This is a genomic window from Cytobacillus kochii (assembly GCF_044790165.1).
Taxonomy (GTDB): Bacteria; Bacillota; Bacilli; order Bacillales; family Cytobacillaceae; genus Cytobacillus; species Cytobacillus kochii.
The window spans coordinates 3,540,566-3,560,615 of the sequence record NZ_CP085254.1 but is presented as its reverse complement, the minus strand read 5'-3'; the positions used below and the strand labels follow the sequence as shown (position 1 = coordinate 3,560,615).

The 20,050-nt window shown below is 36.5% G+C and carries 18 protein-coding genes; 9 read left to right on the top strand and 9 right to left on the bottom strand.

Annotated elements, in window-relative coordinates; genetic code table 11:
• Window positions 1-185 precede the first annotated feature (185 nt).
• Complete coding sequence (locus LG276_RS18070) at window positions 186-1,802, top strand: polysaccharide biosynthesis protein (RefSeq protein WP_224938813.1); 1,617 nt, start codon at window positions 186-188, stop codon at window positions 1,800-1,802.
• Between the two features lie 176 nt (window positions 1,803-1,978).
• Here LG276_RS18070 and LG276_RS18065 read toward each other — a convergent pair whose 3' ends face one another.
• From LG276_RS18065 to LG276_RS18050, 4 genes are all read right to left on the bottom strand, one after another.
• Window positions 1,979-2,254 (bottom strand): hypothetical protein, encoded by a 276-nt coding sequence (locus tag LG276_RS18065; protein ID WP_224938812.1) that lies wholly within the window; start codon window positions 2,252-2,254, stop codon window positions 1,979-1,981.
• An 81-nt stretch (window positions 2,255-2,335) separates the two neighbouring features.
• Entirely contained in the window at window positions 2,336-3,631 is a 1,296-nt protein-coding gene (locus LG276_RS18060) for a CitMHS family transporter (protein ID WP_251162521.1), read from the bottom strand.
• A gap of 47 nt (window positions 3,632-3,678) precedes the next feature.
• The gene (locus LG276_RS18055; protein WP_342673075.1) at window positions 3,679-4,887 is read right to left on the bottom strand and encodes a CaiB/BaiF CoA-transferase family protein; all 1,209 of its coding nucleotides are present in this window, start codon (window positions 4,885-4,887) and stop codon (window positions 3,679-3,681) included.
• 25 nt (window positions 4,888-4,912) lie between these two features.
• Window positions 4,913-5,557: a GntR family transcriptional regulator gene (locus LG276_RS18050; protein ID WP_251162523.1), complete on the bottom strand. Its 645-nt coding sequence runs from the start codon at window positions 5,555-5,557 to the stop codon at window positions 4,913-4,915.
• Window positions 5,558-5,786: 229 nt separating this feature from the next.
• Between LG276_RS18050 and LG276_RS18045 the strand changes: the two genes are divergently transcribed.
• Complete coding sequence (locus tag LG276_RS18045) at window positions 5,787-7,577, top strand: cation:proton antiporter (protein WP_404294453.1); 1,791 nt, start codon at window positions 5,787-5,789, stop codon at window positions 7,575-7,577.
• A 386-nt stretch (window positions 7,578-7,963) separates the two neighbouring features.
• Here the strand turns inward: LG276_RS18045 and LG276_RS18040 are convergent, their stop codons facing one another.
• Window positions 7,964-8,161 (bottom strand): hypothetical protein, encoded by a 198-nt coding sequence (locus LG276_RS18040; protein ID WP_224938810.1) that lies wholly within the window; start codon window positions 8,159-8,161, stop codon window positions 7,964-7,966.
• 96 nt (window positions 8,162-8,257) lie between these two features.
• Between LG276_RS18040 and LG276_RS18035 the strand changes: the two genes are divergently transcribed.
• Window positions 8,258-8,986 carry a pseudouridine synthase gene (locus LG276_RS18035; RefSeq protein WP_251162524.1) on the top strand — a complete coding sequence of 243 codons (729 nt, stop codon included), beginning with the start codon at window positions 8,258-8,260 and terminating at the stop codon, window positions 8,984-8,986.
• 69 nt (window positions 8,987-9,055) lie between these two features.
• On the opposite strand, the gene LG276_RS18030 is transcribed toward LG276_RS18035, so the two are convergent.
• Window positions 9,056-9,277, bottom strand: coding sequence for a DeoR family transcriptional regulator (locus LG276_RS18030; RefSeq protein ID WP_095372193.1), 222 nt, complete (start codon window positions 9,275-9,277; stop codon window positions 9,056-9,058).
• 406 nt (window positions 9,278-9,683) lie between these two features.
• On the opposite strand from LG276_RS18030, the gene LG276_RS18025 reads away from it, so the two are divergent.
• The 5 genes from LG276_RS18025 to ytvI all read left to right on the top strand — a co-directional run bounded on the left by LG276_RS18025 (window position 9,684) and on the right by ytvI (window position 16,311).
• Complete coding sequence (locus LG276_RS18025; protein ID WP_224938808.1) at window positions 9,684-10,640, top strand: ABC transporter ATP-binding protein; 957 nt, start codon at window positions 9,684-9,686, stop codon at window positions 10,638-10,640.
• Window positions 10,633-12,147, top strand: a complete 1,515-nt coding sequence (gene opuFB, locus LG276_RS18020) for an osmoprotectant update ABC transporter permease/substrate-binding subunit OpuFB (RefSeq protein ID WP_251162525.1) — start codon at window positions 10,633-10,635, stop codon at window positions 12,145-12,147. The genes LG276_RS18025 and opuFB overlap by 8 nt, the downstream gene beginning before the upstream one ends.
• A gap of 230 nt (window positions 12,148-12,377) precedes the next feature.
• A complete protein-coding gene (gene pepV, locus LG276_RS18015) occupies window positions 12,378-13,793 on the top strand; it encodes a dipeptidase PepV (RefSeq protein ID WP_251162526.1) in 1,416 nt (471 codons plus the stop codon).
• A 91-nt stretch (window positions 13,794-13,884) separates the two neighbouring features.
• Complete coding sequence (dat, locus tag LG276_RS18010; RefSeq protein ID WP_251162527.1) at window positions 13,885-14,751, top strand: D-amino-acid transaminase; 867 nt, start codon at window positions 13,885-13,887, stop codon at window positions 14,749-14,751.
• 429 nt (window positions 14,752-15,180) lie between these two features.
• Window positions 15,181-16,311 carry a sporulation integral membrane protein YtvI gene (ytvI, locus tag LG276_RS18005; protein ID WP_224938804.1) on the top strand — a complete coding sequence of 377 codons (1,131 nt, stop codon included), beginning with the start codon at window positions 15,181-15,183 and terminating at the stop codon, window positions 16,309-16,311.
• 43 nt (window positions 16,312-16,354) lie between these two features.
• Here ytvI and LG276_RS18000 read toward each other — a convergent pair whose 3' ends face one another.
• Genes LG276_RS18000 through LG276_RS17990 form a run of 3 tightly spaced genes read right to left on the bottom strand, consistent with a single transcriptional unit; the run spans window position 16,355 to window position 17,832 of the window.
• Entirely contained in the window at window positions 16,355-16,828 is a 474-nt protein-coding gene (locus LG276_RS18000) for a GNAT family N-acetyltransferase (protein ID WP_251162675.1), read from the bottom strand.
• Window positions 16,809-17,300, bottom strand: coding sequence for a DinB family protein (locus tag LG276_RS17995; RefSeq protein ID WP_251162528.1), 492 nt, complete (start codon window positions 17,298-17,300; stop codon window positions 16,809-16,811). The genes LG276_RS18000 and LG276_RS17995 overlap by 20 nt, the downstream gene beginning before the upstream one ends.
• A gap of 22 nt (window positions 17,301-17,322) precedes the next feature.
• Window positions 17,323-17,832: a GNAT family N-acetyltransferase gene (locus LG276_RS17990; RefSeq protein ID WP_251162529.1), complete on the bottom strand. Its 510-nt coding sequence runs from the start codon at window positions 17,830-17,832 to the stop codon at window positions 17,323-17,325.
• Window positions 17,833-18,079: 247 nt separating this feature from the next.
• On the opposite strand from LG276_RS17990, the gene LG276_RS17985 reads away from it, so the two are divergent.
• Window positions 18,080-20,017, top strand: a complete 1,938-nt coding sequence (locus LG276_RS17985) for an FUSC family protein (protein WP_251162530.1) — start codon at window positions 18,080-18,082, stop codon at window positions 20,015-20,017.
• The last annotated feature ends 33 nt before the right edge of the window (window positions 20,018-20,050 follow it).

Genomic DNA, 20,050 nt, shown 5'->3' with positions numbered 1-20,050 from the left:
CAAAAGATAAAACATCTAAACATCTTCTTAAAAAATCATCAAGAATGAAAAGGGTCTTCTGAGATAAAAATATGTCTATTATTGTCGTAACATATGGTAGAATGAGAAGTTGTATAGTTTAATTTTGCGAATGATAGAAAACACCACGCTTTTGGTAGCGCTTGGACAATAGAGGAAGGGATTATATGTCGTCTAAGCTTTTACGAGGAACATTTATTTTAACTCTTGGTACATTCATATCTAAGTTTCTTGGATTATTTTATGTGATTCCATTTTATCAAATCGTTGGAAACGAAGGAACAATCCTTTATAACTATTCTTATGTACCGTACACAATCTTTATTAGTGTGGCGACTGCGGGTGTACCGCTTGCCGTCTCAAAGTTTATTTCAAAGTATAACGCATTAGAGGAGTATGCTGTAGGTAGGAAGCTATTCAAATCCGGTTTAATTATTATGCTTTGTAGCGGAATTGTCTGTTTCTTAATCATGTATATGGGAGCGCCTACTCTAGCAAAGATTTTTGTGGACCCAGAAGATGTAGCAATGCTACAAGATATTGTCTCGGTTATTCGAGCGGTCAGCTTTGCCTTAATCATTATCCCGTTTATGAGCTTAATTCGCGGATTCTTCCAAGGTCATCAATCCATGGGACCTTCAGCCGTATCTCAGGTCGTTGAACAAATTGTACGAATTGCCTTTCTACTTGCTGGGGCATTTGTCGTCCTTTATGTAATGGATGGCGATTTAGTTACAGCAGTCAGTGTAGCTACTTTTGCAGCCTTCATAGGTGGTATCGGTAGTTTAGCTGTTTTGTTTATTTATTGGTACAAAAGAAAGCCTTATTTAGATCAACTATTGGCTAAAGATAAAGGTACAATGGATATCTCTCTTACAGATATGTATAAGGAAATCATTCTTTATTCGATTCCGTTTGTCCTTGTCGCATTGGTTAATCCGTTATTCCAAATGATTGATTTATCAACGTTTAATAAAGCGATGCAATCGATAGGATATTCTGGTAAAGAAGCAGGAGAAGCCCTTTCCGTATTGAACTATCAAACGCATAAATTAGTGATGATTCCTGTCACTTTAGCAACGGCGTTTTCATTAACACTGGTACCAACCATTACGAATTCCTTTATGAAAAATGATCGTTTGACGATGAATCGTCAATTGAATCAAACGTTTCAAGTGATCTTGTTTTTAATATTACCGGCGGTTGTTGGCCTTGCATTATTAGCCGAACCAGTATACACATTGTTCTATGAGCATAGTGAGTTAGGCACTGCTGTACTTCGGGCCTATGCCCCAGTAGCAATGTTATTTGCCCTTTATGCAGTTACAGCTGCGATTCTCCAAGGGATCAATGAGCAGCGCTTTACCATTCTTAGTTTATTAGTAGGAATTTTAGTAAAGCTTGCATTAAATATACCCCTAATTAAGTGGTTAGAAACAGAGGGAGCAGTTCTAGCAACAGCACTTGGTTATGCTGTGGCAATTTTAATCAACTTGATTGTCATTAAAATATTCTCAGGCTACCAATTTAGATTTGTATTCAGGCGCAGTTTATTGATTATTATCCTTACATTGGTTATGACTGTCATTACGTGGGTCCTTTATCAAATATTGATGATTTTCTTAAATCCAGCTTCTGGATGGCATGCAATTATCATTGTGTTTGTTTGTGGAGGAGTAGGTGCAAGTGTGTACTTCTATCTTGCAAATAAGGTTCGACTATTACCACTATTGTTCGGAGATAGAATCGATCGGATATTAATTAAACTGAAGCTGAAGAAATAGTATCTATCTTTTAAGCACCCAGCCATCTATACTGGGTGCCATTAAGTTTTTACTGCTTCCTCTTATGCAATGTTTTCCTCCAGATAAATGTTAATGCCCAATTGGGAAATATTTGTTGCAGTCCTAAAAGGACAGTTCATAAATATTACCTTGGCCATTTTCTTTAATCGTTTCCGTTAACAGATGGTTACTTCACTTGTAATGATTTTACCGCTTTGGTGGTTCATATGTTCAACCCCGCTTTCACAATTCTCTGGATTCTCCCATTTGATTATATATTTATTTCCTTTCTGTTCAATTGAAACGATAGTTACATTCCCAATTGTTCTTGTGTTCTTTTCAATAACGATGGACTTGGCTTGTTGTTCGGAAATTTTAGGTTCTGGTGCTGTCGAACAGCTACTTAAGAAGAGTAGTAACAGAAATAGCAGTAGACGAGACGTTTTTTTCATCAAGTTCATTCCCCTTTTTATGAGTAGACGGAATGATGGGGTGGAAGTTTCATAGGAGTTGGGAAATACTGAAAATTTTCACTAAAAGGAAATGGCACCCGTAAGTACGGCAATAATCGTCATCACAATCGTGGTCCCAAACGCCCACTTAAATAGGAACTTCTGATGCTCCCCAAAGTCTACACCAGATAGCCCGATGAGAATAAAGGTCGCAGGAACTAAAGGAGACAGAGGGAAGCCTGTTGTTGAATGACCGAGTAATGCTGCTCTACCTATTTCCACTGGGTCGATGCCAAAGTTGGCTGCTGTTTCACTTATAATTGGTAAAATGCCAAAGTAATAAGCATCAGGTGGGAAAACAAACACTAACGGTAAACTGGTTATCGCAACAAGGACAGGAAGGTAAGGACCAAGGCCTTCAGGTATGATAGAAACAATGGAAACAGCCATCGCGTCCATCATTTGCGTTCCATTTAGGACACCTAAGAATATCCCTGCAGCAAAGATTAATGTACTGATTAATACAAAGTTATTTGCATGACTTAAAATTTGTTCTTGTTGCGCTTTTGGATCCCGGAAGTTGACAAAAAGTGCGATAGAAAAAGCAATGGCAAATAAAATTTGTAATGGCAATACGTCCATAATAAGCATGATCATTAATGCGATTGTCAAAAGTAAATTAAACCAGAATAATGTGGGGGACGTTTTTTTCTGTTCGATTGTACTCGATTGTTCTGTGAAACTCTCAGTGTATATTTGAATGACACCGATTCTTTCTCTTTCCTTCCTACCTAGAATATAAGCAGAGAAAAATGTCCAGACTAGTCCGCCGATCATCGCTGGGATGAGAGGGATAAATAAATCACTCATTTCCACATTTAAACTAGCAGCGGCTCTAACTAAAGGACCTCCCCAAGGTATCATATTCATTACCCCTGCAGCTAAGGCAACAACACATGATAAAATAAGGCGGTTCATGCCTAACTTCTTATAAAGAGGTAGCATCGCTGATATGGTAATCATGAAAGTGGATGAGCCGTCCCCGTCTAAACCAACAATCATTGTAATAAGAGCTGTAGCTATCACTATTTTTAATGGATCCCCTTTGACATACTTTAAAATACGTGAAATCATTGGGTCAAATAGCCCTACATCAATCATTAACCCAAAATATAGGATCGCAAAAACAATCATTATCGCTGTAGGGGTTACTTGGATAATCCCATCCATCATCAGTTGGCCCATTTCGTTGCTGAATCCTCCGATAATGGCAAAAGCAACTGCAACAAAGACAAAAGCAACAACAGGTGAAAGTTTTTTAGTCAGAACTAAAAGAAGAAAAGATATCATCATGCAGAAGCCTAATAGAGATAGCAAGTTTACATTCACTCCTTTTAATATATAAATAGTTGTGTTTTTTTCTTCTATATAATCCCTTTTTCTCTTAATTTTGCGATTTGCTCTTTTGTGAGTGATAATTCTGACATTAAAACATCTTCTGTATGCGACCCTAAGTTTGGACCGGCCCACTTTATCTCACCAGGTGTTTTACTCAATTTCGGTACGATTCCTGGCATTTTCAAAGTTCCGATTCCATCAATAGGTACTTCTTGTATCATATTTCTGTTTTGATAATGTGGATCATTTACAATATCTTTGATTGAATAAATCGACCCAGCTGGTACACCAGCCTCATCTAAGAGCTCTTTGACTACAAGTAGTGGGTGCTGACTCGTCCAAGCTTCAATCAGCTGATCTAAATACTTTGCATGTTTAGAGCGACCGATATTATTTTCAAAGCGAGAATCTTTTGAAAGCTCTTCTCTGCCAATGGTTTTCATTAACCTTTTGAAAATCGTATCTCCATTTGCACCAATGACGATATATTTGCCATCCGAACAAAGGTATGTATTGGAAGGAGTGATACCTGGTAGTGTGCTACCCGTACGCTCTCTGATTACCCCATTTCTTCCGTATTCAGGTAGGATGCTTTCCATTAAACTAAACACCGATTCATAAAGGGCGACATCAATGACTTGTCCTTCTTCTGAATGATTTACGTCACGGTGATAAACCGCTATTAGTGCACCAATTACTGCATATAGAGCGGATAGGGAATCACCTATACTTATGCCTACCCTCACTGGGGGGAGGTCGGGATAGCCCGTTATAAAGCGAAGTCCACCCATTGCTTCTCCAATTGATCCAAACCCAGGTTTATCTTTGTATGGTCCATCTTGTCCGTAACCAGACACTCGTACCATAACCAATCGTGGATTAATTTTTTTTAATTCCTCATATCCAATACCCCATTTCTCTAGGGTACCTGGACGAAAGTTCTCAATTAAAATATCAATTTCCTTCACTAATGCGCGGAGAACTTTTTGACCTTCTTCTTTTTTTAAATCCAGTGTAATTGATTTCTTATTCCTAGATTGCACATACCACCAAAGGCTAGTCTCATCTTCTATTACTCTCCAAGTTCTAAGAGGGTCTCCTTTTGTAGGAGGTTCAATTTTAATGACATCTGCACCGAATTCAGCTAATAATTTCGATGCGAAGGGTCCAGCGATTAGCTGTCCCAGTTCAAGAACCTTTAAACCAGATAACGCTTTATTGGACATTTTTTTCACCTCAATGAATGATTAATAAATAAATTTACTTATAGATTGCTTGTAAAGAGAGTAAATCTTGTTCAATATGATTGTACATTTCATTGGCTGCTTTTAAGCTATCTCGTTCTTTAAGTGCGGCTAGAATTTGAGCGTGTTCTTCGATACAACTCTCGTCTCGTATGCCGATTTTAATCCCACTATTTCTGAAATAGGTTACTTTATCACGAATGGTATTAGTTAATGAAACTAAATGATCATTTCCAGATGAGCTTAAGATGATTTCATGAAACTGTATACTAAGTCTTACGACATCCTCTTTCGCCTGCGATAACCATGCTTGTTTCGTTTGATCAATAATACTTTCTAAAAGTTCTAAGTCAGAATTTTCAATGTTTTTAGCGGACAACTTTGCTGCGAACGACTCCAATTGCTGTCTAATTTGATAAATTTGTATCATATCTGTTAGGGAAGGACTAAATACTTTAAGGGTGTTTCCGATTTGTACAACTAATTCTTCTTGGATGAGCATTTTTAATGCTTCACGTACTGGCCCTCGGCTAACGTTAAATTCTTCAGCGATTTTTACTTCTATTAATCTTTCTCCTCCAGGATAATATCCGTCTAATAATCTCTTTTTTAAATGCTGATACACTTGTACTGTTAATGTTTCTCTCATAATGGAAATCAAGCAAACCAATCCTTTCAACAAAAAAATGTAAGCGCATTCAATATGTAATTATCATAAGAATATAAATGTATACTGTCAACAGTAAATTTTCAGTATATTTAATATTTTCTAACTAAAACATTCTTCCTACTTTTTATTGATAATGTGAATGAAAAACAAAATGAAATGTAATTACTAAAAAGGGAGAGAAGTGGATCCTTCGCGTATTTCGTTGAAAGAAGTGAATAAAATGGAGTCATTTGGATTATTAGGAATTATTCTCGTCATTGCTTTAGGGGTCTTTTCGCAGTGGTTATCATGGAAAATTCAATGGCCTTCCATTGTGATTATGTCGATTGCTGGATTAGTAATCGGTCCAGCATTCGGACTATTGAACCCAGAACAAGATCTAGGAAGTCTTTATAGCCCTATTATTTCTTTAGCTGTAGCTGTCATATTATTTGAAGGTAGTACAACACTTGATATTCGTGAAGTTCGTAGTATTTCCAAATCTGTTTTTCGGGTAGTTACTGTTGGGGCGTTTCTTGCTTGGATACTTGGATCTTTGGCAGCTCACTATATCGCAGGCTTGAGTTTAGAGGTGGCTTTTATCATCGGTGGATTATTTATCGTTACAGGGCCAACTGTTATAATCCCTTTATTAAGGCAGTCCAAACTTAAACCACGAGTGGGTGCTTTATTAAAATGGGAAGGTATTATTGTCGACCCAGCAGGACCACTACTAGCCTTATTTGCTTATGAGGTTATTAAAGTATTAGTAAGTGATACGTTAGGCATGATGGAGCTCGGAAAATTCTTGTTAGCTTCATTATTAGCGATTGTGATCGGTTACATATTTGCAAAGGTTTTGAGCTGGATGGCTAACAAAGGGTTGTTTCCAGAATACTTGAAATCCCCTATTACTTTATCACTTGTGTTCATTTGTTTTGGCATAAGTGAAGTGATTATGCATGAAACAGGCATGCTTGCTGTGACAGTGATGGGACTCGTGCTAGCTAGAGAGAAGAAAAGGGTATCTGCCCTTGGGAATATTAGTCACTTCATTGAAAATGTCTCTGTAATCTTAACATCTACAATATTTATTCTATTAACAGCTTCTTTAACAAGAGAGACAATTGCAGAAGTGTTTAGTATCCAAATCATTGGCTTTGTAATCGTGATGTTATTTGTTGTTCGTCCACTATCAATTTGGATATCAACAATAGGGACAGAGCTAACCAATCGAGAGAAAACTTTAATTGGATGGATTGCCCCAAGAGGAATCGTGGCATTAACGGTATCTGGTTATTTCGCAACGACATTAATGGATGATGGTTATCGAGAAGCGGGATTACTTACAACATTAACTTTTGCTCTCGTTTTTATTACGGTTTGTGCTCATGGTTTTACATTAGCACCGCTGGCAAAAAAATTAAAATTAGCATCTGAATCAGAGCCAGGTGTACTGATCGTTGGAGCAAGTAGTTTTTCAATTGCTTTAGCATACAAGTTAAAAGAGTTGGGTAATCCTGTACTAATTAGTGACACATCAAGTGGCAAGTTAAAGCTTATCCGAAAAAAGGGGATTGAAACTTACTCGGGACAAATACTAGATGAGCATAGTCAATTCGAAATCGATTTAACACCTTACGAATTCATCCTGGTAATGTCTGATGATCCTAATTACAATGCACTGGTTACACAGTCATTTCTTCCGGAGTTTGGCTATAATAAAACGTTTACCATTGCGACTGAGCGGATGGATGAGGAAAAGGATGGAAGGTTACCCACAACTGTGAAAGCTCATATGCTTTTTGATGAAGAGCATGTGTTCACAGAGTTAAATAAGAAGATAAATACAACTTATTCGATAGAAAGTAAACAAGCAAACGACAATTATGAAAAAATAGAGGAAGCACAAGTGGGCGGTTATCCTTTATGTGTTCGTAAAAAGGATGGATCGATCGCTTTTAAGACCTTAAAGGATTCACCTTCTATTGATAAAGAAGACATTATCATTTATTTGGAGGAAGTAAAATAAGCACAAGATTGCATGATGAAATCATGCAGTCTTGTTTCAGTTTCTATTGTGTATTAATCACTTATTAAAGGACTTACATAGAATATTTAATAAAACTGAATGAAGAGGTGAGGAAAATGTTAGTTAACAAGAAAAAACACACGTCTCATCACTATGGGCAACAGAAATTAGGTTCCCTTTGTCATTTAAATGAAAACAGACAAAAGCATGGAGATAACAAAGAAATAAAGAAACGTCCTCTCACAAATAGTAAGAGTGTATGATCAGGATGTATGTGTAAGTTACATTATGTTAGGTAGATGATATACTAGGGTTAACTAGGAGTAACTGACAAAAAGAGGATATGTAGAAAGAGGAAAAACTTCCTCTTGATCTTTCCTCCTTCCTCAATAAGGGCGAGGAGAGGGTGGCGGATTACTAATACCAATGCGCCGTTCCACTCTTTCTAATCTTCTTTCTAAACGATCGAATTGTTGCTCTAAGCGTTGTACTTGATTTTCTAACCGCTCTATTCTACGGTTGGTATTGCTCGGCGGGAAGCCTGGAATAGGGAAAAACGTTGGTTGTTGACGATAGTAATACATGTTTCTTGCACTCCTTTATCGATAAACTATGATGTTAGTCTATGTTGATAAAGGCAATATGTGCGTAGGAACGATGATATAAAAGGAGTAAGTAAGATGAGAATAGATAAAATGTTAGCAAACTTAGGTTATGGAAGTAGAAAAGAAGTAAAGCAATTATTAAAGCAAGGAGCAGTAAAGGTAAATGGGGCGCAGATTAAAGATGCTAAACAACATATTGATCCAAAACAGGACGAAGTGGGTATTCATGGGGAGATAATTGAGTATAAAGAATACATATATATAATGATGAATAAGCCTAACGGGGTAATTTCTGCCACAGAAGATACGATGCATCAAACAGTCATTGATCTATTAGAGATGGAAGAAATCGTTTATTCTCCATTTCCTGTAGGTAGACTGGATAAGGATACAGAGGGACTATTACTAATAACGAATGATGGTAAGCTTAGTCATCAGTTATTGTCACCAAAAAAACATGTGCCAAAAACATATTATGCCATTATTAATGATAGAGTAACAGAGGCAGATATTCATACCTTTTCTAAAGGTGTGAAGCTTGATGATGGTTATGAAACGAAGCCAGCAAAACTAGAAATATTAAAAAGTGAGACAAACTCTGAAATTCATTTAACGATTACAGAAGGGAAATTTCATCAAGTCAAACGCATGTTTGAGGCAGTAAATAAAAAGGTGATTTATTTAAAAAGGCTTACAATGGGTCCGCTTCAACTTGATGATTCTCTTGCGTTAGGAGAATATCGAGAATTAACGGATGAAGAATTAGAAGAATTATTATCTTATGATCCAAGTAATGAAATGTAAGTACTAAATATACTTTGTAACAAAAAAAGAAGCCTGAATAAGAGCTTCTTTTTTTCGCTTGTCATTTTCTTATGATGACATCTTCACTTTCTTTTGTGTAATAGTCCATTTTCCTCGGCTTGGACTTTTCACCAAGTCATTATAAGCTAAAACATTTAAATCTCGCTGTATCGTACGAGGAGTGATACCGAATTCCTCTACAAGCTCCTGAGTTGTTACAGTTCCGTTTTTCCGAATAAACATATAAACGGATTTGATACGGTTTAACATCCGGTTAGTCGAAGGTTTCAAAAAACCACTCCCTATCCAATTTATAAACCCATGGCAAGTGCCTGCAACCGACAGTTTCAGTTAAGAAACATGTCCTTTCAGTTATATGTAGTCTTCTTTTTCCCGAGACAACTCCTTTTTTGGTTTAACAGAAGAAATAATCAAGATGTCATACTAATTATTAATATTGTAAACCTATTTTCAGATAATTTCTAGTCACTTGCATGATTTTACATTATTTTTCTCTTTTTCCTTCTAAATATACAAAAGCATCCTCCATTCTTTTTAACATCATATATATGGCTAAAGGAGCCTGTTTTATGTTCTAAATATTCAAAAAAATAAAAGAAAAACTTTTTTATTGGTTTAAAGAATGAAATGTTAGGGAAGTTATTATAGATTGAAATTATCTAGTTGGAGGAAACTCATGATTACATTTGCTGGTGTGTCTAAGGCTTTTGGAGAAAAAGAAGTCGTCACTTCTTTGGATTTCTCCATAGAAAAAGGAGAACTATTTGTATTAATAGGTCCAAGCGGCTGTGGTAAAACAACAACACTAAAGATGATTAACCGCTTAGAAGAAACGAGTGGTGGATCAATTACAATAAATGAAAGGAATATTAGTGATTATGCTCTTCATGATTTACGTTATGACATCGGCTATGTGTTGCAACAGATAGCTCTCTTTCCGCATATGACAGTAGAAGAGAATATAGCCATTGTACCAGAATTAAAAAAATGGAATAAAAGTAAAATTCATCAACGTGTGACAGAATTATTAGACTTAGTGGGATTGGATGCAGGTACGTATCGTAACCGAAAGCCAGCTGAGCTATCTGGTGGTCAGCAACAAAGAGTAGGTGTCGCCCGTGCTTTAGCTGCCAATCCTGAAGTGATATTAATGGACGAACCATTTAGTGCGCTTGATCCGATTACGAGAGTGAAGCTACAAGATGATTTATTGTTAATGAAGAGAAATATAAATAAAACAATTGTCTTTGTGACACATGATATGAAAGAAGCGCTAAAGCTAGGTGATCGCATTGCTATTATGAATGAAGGAAAAATGGTCCAAATTGGTACACCCGAAGAGCTGAGGTATCAACCTGAAAGTCAATTTGTTGAAGAGTTCATCACTTCAACTGACCAAACAGTTGATCGATTTGCCATTAATCATGTGATGATTCCTTTTGATACGAGCGATGTATCAATCACTGAAACAGTAACGACAAACATAAGTAAAGAGCAAGTGCTAGATCAACTGGTCACACATGAAAAAATAGCAGTGGAAGAAGATGGTGTTATCGTTGGGATGATTACAAGGGAGAGTGTCATTCAGTTTTTAGCCACTCAAGCGAAAGATGTGGGTGGAGAGTATGAATGAACTTATTAACGTTTTATCAGAGAGACAAGACCAATTGCTCAATGCATTAATTGAGCATATGCAAATTTCATTTATTAGTTTATTATTTGCCGTGATTATTGCAATCCCACTAGGGGTTATCTTAACGAGGAATGAAAAGGTAGCAGAACCCATTCTTGGCATTGCGGCAGTTATTCAAACAATCCCTTCATTAGCTTTACTTGGCTTATTAATTCCCTTATTAGGTATTGGTAAAATCCCAGCTATTATTGCTTTAGTTGCCTATGCTCTTTTACCAATCTTACGAAATACATATACAGGAATTAAAGAAGTTGATCCAGCCTTAAAAGAGGCGGCCAGTGCGATGGGAATGAAATCTGCACAACGGTTGATGAAAGTTGAACTCCCTCTAGCGCTACCTGTCATTATGGCTGGAATCCGTACAGGTATGGTTCTAATTATAGGAACGGCAACTCTAGCAGCACTTATAGGTGCAGGAGGCCTAGGAGATATTATTTTACTAGGGATTGACCGCAATGATTCTACACTAATTGTGATTGGCGCTATTCCAGCGGCCCTTTTAGCTATTTTATTTGATTTTATTTTAAGAAGGTTCCAGAAATTATCATTTAAGAAAGCGCTGGTAGGTGTCAGTATTGGAGCTATAATTGCCTTGTTTGTAACGGTGTCTCCTTATATCTTTCAACAAGAGAAAGACTTGAAGATTGCCGGAAAACTTGGATCAGAACCTGAGATTCTTATCAATATGTATAAATTATTGATTGAAGAAGAAACAGACTTAACGGTTGAGCTCCAGCCAGGACTGGGTAAGACTTCTTTTGTATTTAAAGCTTTAACATCCGGTAGTATTGATATTTATCCTGAATTCACTGGTACAGTGATTGCTGAGTTTTTAAAGGAAGAAGCAGTAAGCACAGACCAAACAGCCGTCTATGAACAAGCGAAAGAAGGAATTCAAGAGGAATTCGATTTAGTTCTATTAGAACCAATGGAATATAATAATACCTATGCATTAGCTGTGCTTAATGAATTTGCCGAAGAACATGAACTTCAAACAATATCCGACTTAAAAGCAATTGAAAGCATGATGAAACCAGGATTTACACTCGAATTCTCTGATCGTGAAGATGGTTACATCGGTATTCAGGAGTTGTATGGCTTAAGTTTTTCTGAAGTGGTGACAATGGAGCCTAAATTAAGGTATACCGCTTTGGAAAATGGTGAAATCAATCTTGTTGATGCCTACTCAACTGATTCTGAGTTAGAAGAGTATGGACTAACTGTTCTAGAAGATGATCAATCACTATTTCCTCCTTATCAAGGTGCACCGTTATTGAGACAAGAAACAATTGAGAAATATCCGGAAATTGTTGATCCTCTCAACCAGTTGGCAGGGAAGATAACAGACGATGAGATGAGAAAAATGAACTATGCAGTGAATGTTGATGGGAAAAGTGCCAAAGAAGTAGCAGAAGAATATTTAAAAGAGAAAGGTCTTATCCAGTAGTGAACAAGAAAGATAAGAAAGTCCGAACAATGTGATGTGTTGTTCGGACTTTTAACGTTTATTAAAGAAATGATCAATAATGAATATAAGATGTAGACTTTGAAATAGAAACATACCGTACATATCGTTATATTTTTAAGGGTAGTGTTATAATAACCATGAAAGCACTTACTTTATTAATCCTTTTAAAAGAGAAGGATGTTGATTACATATAGCAGGAGGTTTTTACATTGGGTGATATTAATTGGCAAGAAGAAGTTATGAAAAGGAAGGACGACTTAATTAAAGATACACAAAAGTTATTGCAAATTAAAAGTGTGCTAGATGAGGAAAATGCCACATCTGATGCGCCGCTCGGTAAAGAGGTAAAAGAAGCGTTAACCTATCTATTGAACTTAGGTGAAACCGATGGATTTATAGCAAAAAATGTTGAGAATCTTGCTGGTCACCTAGAGTTTGGACAAGGTGAAGAGTTACTCGGCATACTTTGTCATGTCGATGTTGTTCCTGAGGGAGATGGCTGGTCCAGTGATCCTTATGCTGCCGAAATAAGAGATGGTAAAATCTTTGCTCGTGGAGCGATTGATGATAAAGGACCAACAATGGCTGCGTATTACGCAATGAAAATTGTCAAAGAGTTAGGCCTGGATATGAACAAACGTGTAAGGATGATTATTGGTACGGATGAAGAGAGTGAATGGCGTTGTGTGGACCGATACTTTGAAGTAGAAGAAATGCCAACTTTAGGTTTTGCCCCAGATGCAGATTTTCCTATTATTTATGCAGAAAAGGGCATTGCTGACTTTGACCTTGTGCAAAAAGAAATTATTCGTGGCGTCGCTTCCTCACAAGTAAAAGTGCTCTCACTCCAGTCAGGTAAAAGATACAATATGGTTCCTGATTTTGCTAAAGCATCACTTATGGTTCAATATGAGCCAACTGAAGTTGTACAAATGTATGTTGACTTTTTAAAGGAAAAAGAACTTCAAGGTAAATATTATATGGACAATGGTGAACTTATTCTTGAGCTTGAAGGTGTATCTGCACATGGGATGGAGCCGAATTTGGGTAAAAACGCCGGACTATTATTAGCAGATTTTCTCTCAAGTTTAAAGCTAGATCAACAAGCAGACCAATTTATCGGTTTCATAGCGAAGCATTTTGCTAATGATTCTAGAGGTAATCAGTTAGGTATTGCCTTCTCGGACGATATCACGGGAGACTTGACAATCAATGTAGGTAAAATCTATTACAAGCAACAAACTGGAGGTAGATTGGGTTTAAATATGAGATATCCAGTTACTACTGATATTGAATCTACATTGAAGAAAATTGAACAAAAAGCTCAAACATTGGGGATGCTATTTGAAAACCTAGATGATTCAAGACCACATCACGTAGATGGTGACTCTTTCCTCATTCAAACATTAAAAAAAGTGTATACAGAACAGACTGGGGAAGAAGCTGAATTACTTTCGATAGGTGGAGGAACCTATGCGCGTTCATTAAAAGCTGGAGTAGCTTTTGGTGCGTTATTCCCTGGGAGAGAAGATGTAGCCCATCAAAAAGATGAATATATGTATATTGAAGATTTATTGAAAGCAACGGCCATCTATGCAGAAGCAATATACGAATTAACAAAATAATCTATTGATAAATGCTGTTTTCCTTGGTAAGATAGCGTTGAAGTTTAGCACTTTAAAGGAAAAATGAAATCGTTGAAGGAGATGCTCTATCATGAATTATGTCATTTTTAATGGCAATATCATTGAAAGATCGGAAGCAAATGTTGATATTGAAGACCGTGGCTACCAATTTGGTGACGGAGTGTATGAAGTCATTCGCGTCTATAATAGCAAGATGTTTACAGCGACAGAACATTTGGAGCGAATTATTTTAAGCGCAAAAAAAATTGGCATGGAGTTAACTTATACTGTTAATGAAATGAAAGAGCTGTTAACACAATTAATAACAAAAAATTCATTAGAGCATGGAACGATTTATATGCAATTCTCAAGAGGAGTAGCTCCACGTAATCATCCATACCCTACTTCTGATGTAGCTCATTCATTTGTGGCTTATACGAAGGAAGTAGCGCGTCCGCTTGCGAATTTAGAAAATGGTGTCAAAGCCATATTAAAAGAAGATATTCGCTGGTTACTTTGCGATATTAAAAGCTTAAATTTACTTGGTAATGTCATGGCTAAACAAGAGGCTGTGTCAAAAGGATGTTATGAAGCGATTCAACATCGTGGCGAAGTTGTAACAGAAGGTAGCTCATCTAACATTTCTATTATTAAAGATGGAACACTTTACACACATCCTGCTTCCAATCTGATTTTAAATGGCATCACTCGTCGTAAAATGATTGAGGTTTGTGAAAAGGATGGTATTCCGGTAGTGGAAGAGCCGTTCTCGTTAAATGATTTAAATACAGCGGATGAAGTATTTTTATCTAGCACAACTTCAGAAATTACACCTATTATTCAAATAAATGAAAAACTAGTAGGTGAAGGTGTACCTGGCGTTTTAACGAAGAGAATTCAAGGATTATTTGATGCAGCGATTGAAAGCGAATGCGGAAGATTAACAACGACAGTGTAATGATTATCAATATAAAGGGAAGATAGAATTCTTTCTAACGATAAGTAATATCAAAAACTGCACCCCACTTGTTAGACGGTATCTAACAAGTGGAGGTGCTCTTTTATTACTAGCAGGCCTTTTCATGAATAAAGTCAGCTATATTTAATACTTTTTGATTGCACACAAATCATTAATCGTCTTCATGAGTATGAAAAAACCGGGCGTGGAGCTGCTTCTTTAGCTGCATAGGATGCTCAAGCAAATTTCCACTTTCAAGGACATTATTGTAAAATTACCAACTTTAATATCTCTAAATATCCAGCACTTTTCAAAAAATCGTACCAAATTTTTCATGATTTTCGAGTGTAGACTTTTTGTTCTTTCAGAGGACTAGTATATAATTATGACATGAAATAAACAGAAGAATTGATGAAAAGAGGATGTTTTATGAAAAGAAGTCATGCTTGGATGATTGTACGAGCTGGCGTGCTTATACTCACTTTGGTGTTGGTCGGCTGGTTCGTCATAAAAACATTCACCCTTACCTATCCTTTCTGGTTGGCTGCCTTATTTGCCTGGTTTTTACAGCCCCTTGTTCGGTTATTACAAAGTAAATTACGCTTTTCTTCAGGATGGGCAAGCTTCGTTGGCTTGTTAGGCGGTGTTCTTGTTATATGCGGTATGATTACTGGCCTACTGTTCTTACTAATCGCCAATTTTAAAACCTTTTTCTTGCAAATCCCTAACTGGATAGAGGGCGCTTCTATTAATGTGCAACACTTTTTTAATACGGTTATTTTACCTTTTTGGCAAGATGCGTCAGGGTTATTTAACTCAATTGGTTCGGGTAATAATCAGGCAATGAAGCAAGGAATAATGGAACTTGGTTCACAGGTTGGTTCTATTTTAGGAGATATTGGTCAAGGAGTTGTTGATTGGTTATCTCAGTTGCTACTCAGCTTGCCTACTTTTTTTGTTGCCTTTATTTTTTTCTTATTAAGCATTTACTTTATGGGAAAAGATTGGGGACAATATAGAAGTTTTTTTAGGAGAATTCTCCCTTTTCGTATGAGAGTGAAGGCAAAAGAGTTTAACTTTGCCATAAGAAACCGACTGTTTGGTTTTATACGAGCGCAGTTTATTCTAATGATCGCAACAGGAATTATTGTCTTCATTGGTCTTGCTATTTTGCGAGTAGAAAATATATTTACACTAGCGGTTATTATAGGTATCGCAGAACTTCTACCTTATTTAGGCACAGGGACAATCCTCATTCCTTGGAGTGTTTATCTACTCATTACAGGAGATGTCAGACTTGGGGTTGGCATTGCCATTGTTTATGGCGTGACATTAGTCGTAAGACAATTGTTAGAGCCCAAAGTTTTATCGAGCAGCATGGATTTAAATCCGGTTGCTGTGTTAATCTCTCTTTTTGTTGGTCTCCAATTATTCGGAGCATTTGGCTTATTTATTGGTCCAGTCACACTTGTTTTGCTTATCATTCTTCACGATATAAAGATTACACATAGTATTTATTACTTTATAAGAGATGGGTTTAAGAATGAAAAAGATGGTTAGTTTGGTGAAATAGAAAAAACGAACAATTTGTTCGTTTTTTCATTTACAGTGGTTTTATGTACCAACGATCCATAGCGGAATGTTCTGATCCTTTTAGTGGCTCATGAAGTAATTCAAACCCATATGATTGATATAGGCGATCCGCAATTGTTAGTGTATTGTGTGTTTCTAAATAACAATACTGATAATGTTGTTTTGCGAATGTGAGTGCAGTATCCATTAACTTTTTGGATAAGCCCAGTCCTTTAGCTTTAGGTGAAACATATAGTTTTTGTAATTCACATATTCCTTCGTCTAAGTCAAAAGGAGCAATGCCGATACCTCCAATGATTTCTTTTTCCATTTCAACAATCCAATAGGCTGAGCCTGGGGTTTCTTCATAGTATTGATGGAGCGAATCTAATTGAGGATCGTAATAAGCCGTTCCTGAAATAGCTAAATTGGCTGACTCTAATGCTTCTTTTATAATTGCTGCAATCTGTAAGTTATCTTTCTGCTTAATTTTTCGAATATTGATCATAGGAACCTTCCTTAATTAAACGGTTAATCATATTGATTGTTTGCATGTGGATTCCCTCGTGAAAGATGGTTCTGATGAGGACATCCTCAATGGTGCACATACCCATATCAATAGGCTGATATTCGCGATTTAAGAAATCACCATAATGATGTTCAATAACTGTCGGTTGGTCACGAAGTAATCTGATTAGATCTTCATAAGAAGGTGTGCATTCATTGAAATCAGTTGGGGTTGTACCGAAACCAAAGAACGAATGATAGGCTGATAAGTCTATGATGACCTCCCTTGTTAACGATTGTATCCATAAGTACTGATCAAGGTAAATATGCCCCATATGCCATCTGATGTTATTGCGGAAACCGAAAGGAATGATTTCTGCTTGTTCTGCAGATACATCCTTGAGGATTGATAGCACTTCCTCACGATACGTGTGTAATTGATTCATAAGAACAGTATGACGTCTGATCAACGGAATCACCTCGTAATATTTTTTAAACCATCTTGTACATTAAAACATCGTCAACATATACATCATGACTAAGCTTAATATCTTTTATTTTTCGTCCTTCTTCCACAAAGCCCATTTTTTTATAAAGATGGATAGCGGGGTAATTAGTAGAAAACACTCCTAAGCATAATTTTTCAATGACAGGATGTCCCTCAGCCCATTTAATCAGTGTTTGCAATAATTGCATGCCAATGCCCTTTTTACGATAGCTTGAGTCAACATATATACTAAAACTACCATGATGAGCTAGTCGGGATATGGATGATGAGCGAAATATTATACATCCAACGACTCTTTGATCAGACTTAGCGACAAAGACAACCGCGTGTTTTTTGCTATGTGTGATGATTGCAGCTAATTTCTTTCTTTCTTCAGCTATATTTGCTAAAAATTCTTCGTTTGTAGTAATGAAAAAACGATTTTCTTCAACGATCCCTTTCTGCAAAGTAAGAATATCATCTACATCAGCTAACAACGCTTGGTATACTTTCAACAGCAACCACACTCCTTACTCTTGCTACAATCAATAAAATTATACGAAATATTCATACAAATAGTAAAGTGAAAATGTACCATGAGGGTTGCCACATAAGTATTTTGGCAATATGATATACTAATAAATAGGTGAGAAAATTACCTTTTATAGGAATTTATTTACGTTCTATATAGAACATGGGCATCTAGTGTGAATAGATGCTCTTTATTGTTTTAATTTTAAGGTTGTAAGTGAGGTTATATAAATGAGTGGATATACAGAAAAAGGAAATTTTTCACTTCTTCAACAAGCTCTAAAGGTGAACAAAAAACCTTTTCCATGGGTAAAGGCTTTTCTAGCTGGATTAGCTGCAGGTCTTCCGGTTATTATTGGTATCCTGTTTGGAGAGCTAGAGTATGGTTTATTAACAGGTATGGGGGGGTTTACCTATCTTTATGTATTTAATATCCCTTATGCCCAAAGAGCAAAAAAACTATTTTTCGTTGTCATAGGTATTACTTTATCCTCCTTCTTAGGGACAATTGCTGCACCGTTTCCACTTGCTGTTGCAATCATTATGGGTATAATTGCTGCAATGGCCACGTTTGTCTTTGGAGCGTTACGGTTTACTGGGCCAAGTGCGATCTTTTTTGTATTAGTGTTCGCGATGACTTCTGGAATGCCTACAGAGCCTGAGCTAGCGTTTCAGCGTGCTGGGTTTGTGTTTTTAGGTGGTGCACTTTCATGGGTGATTGCGATGGCAGGATGGTTTGTGAATCCTTTTGGACCTGAAACAGATGTTGTTAAGAGGGCTTATAATGAATTAATCATTTTGATAAAAAGTATTGGTACAGAGCAGTTTGATGAACAGAGGTATAAAGTGATGTCCTCCTTAAATGAAGTCGAGGATATCTTAATTGCTGGCTACTTACCTCTTAGAAGGCAGAAGAGATATGATCGTTTATATGTGTTAAATGATCATTTGAATCGCATTTTTCTAGAGGTGATTAAAAACTTTTTAAACGAGAAAACAGCGCCACCACAAAAATTAATAGAACAGCTTCAAGTTTTATCGAATTCAGTTGATAAAAGCAGATTGGATATAATTGAAATCGAAGAAGATGAAGTAAGAGGCTGGCACGCCAAGTATAAACAATTATATGCAATTATTAAACGCCTCGATTGGGATACAGAAGATATATCTTCTCATGTGAAAGAAGAAATAGAAATTTCTAAACCCACTGTTAGAAAAGCTTTACTTCATTCATTTGATAAGAACTCGATTGTATTACTGTCTGCTATGAGAATTGGAATTATGACGATCATTGCAGGAATTATCGCTTACCAATTTCATTTTGAACGTTCATTTTGGGTTCCTCTTTCTTGTGTAGCTGTCATGTCTGGAGCAACAGTCGTTGCCACTTATCATCGTGCAATTCAACGTGGAATTGGAACAATAGTGGGGATCTTAATCGCTAGCTTTATACTTAGTTTTCACCCTACAGGACTTGTCATAGCCATATTAATCTTTTTACTTACCTTTATTACAGAATTATTTATTGTGAAAAACTATGGATTAGCAGCAATCTTTTTTACACCTAATGCGTTGATGATGGCAGAAACAGTAACCCCAGGTGATTTTGCTTTTACTTATTTCGCACAAGCAAGAATAATTGATGTTTTTATAGGTAGCATCATTGGTTTATTAGGTGTTTTAATTATTGGGAGGAGCTCAGCCTCTAGTAGGCTACCCCACCTCATTTCAAAAACAATTCGTAGTCAAGCTCAGCTCATGTTTACAATGTTTTCAAACCATACAAAAGATGGTCATGTATCAGAAAGAGAACTATCTAAATTGAAAACAAATATTCAAGGCTTAAAGACTGTATATAATACAGCAGCTGGTGAAATCCCAATCGATCGCAGCGCATTAACCTATTATTGGCCAGTTGTTTTTTGGTTAGAGCAAATCACCTATTTTCTTGAAAAAACAGCAGAAGAAAAAGAGCAGCAGGTGAAATTATCTGATGAGGCTTTAGCGCAACTCTTGTATTCTTATGAATCTTTAGCTAATGCAGCGTACAGAGAGCACGCTCCAGCAAATTTGTCTTTTCCTAAAATGCAAGGTTTATCTAACTTGAAAAATGACATGATTCATCTTCAAAGATCATTACAAATGCACGAAGAAAAGCATCCATCATAGGGTGCTTTTTTTTAATGATAAAACGCTAGTATG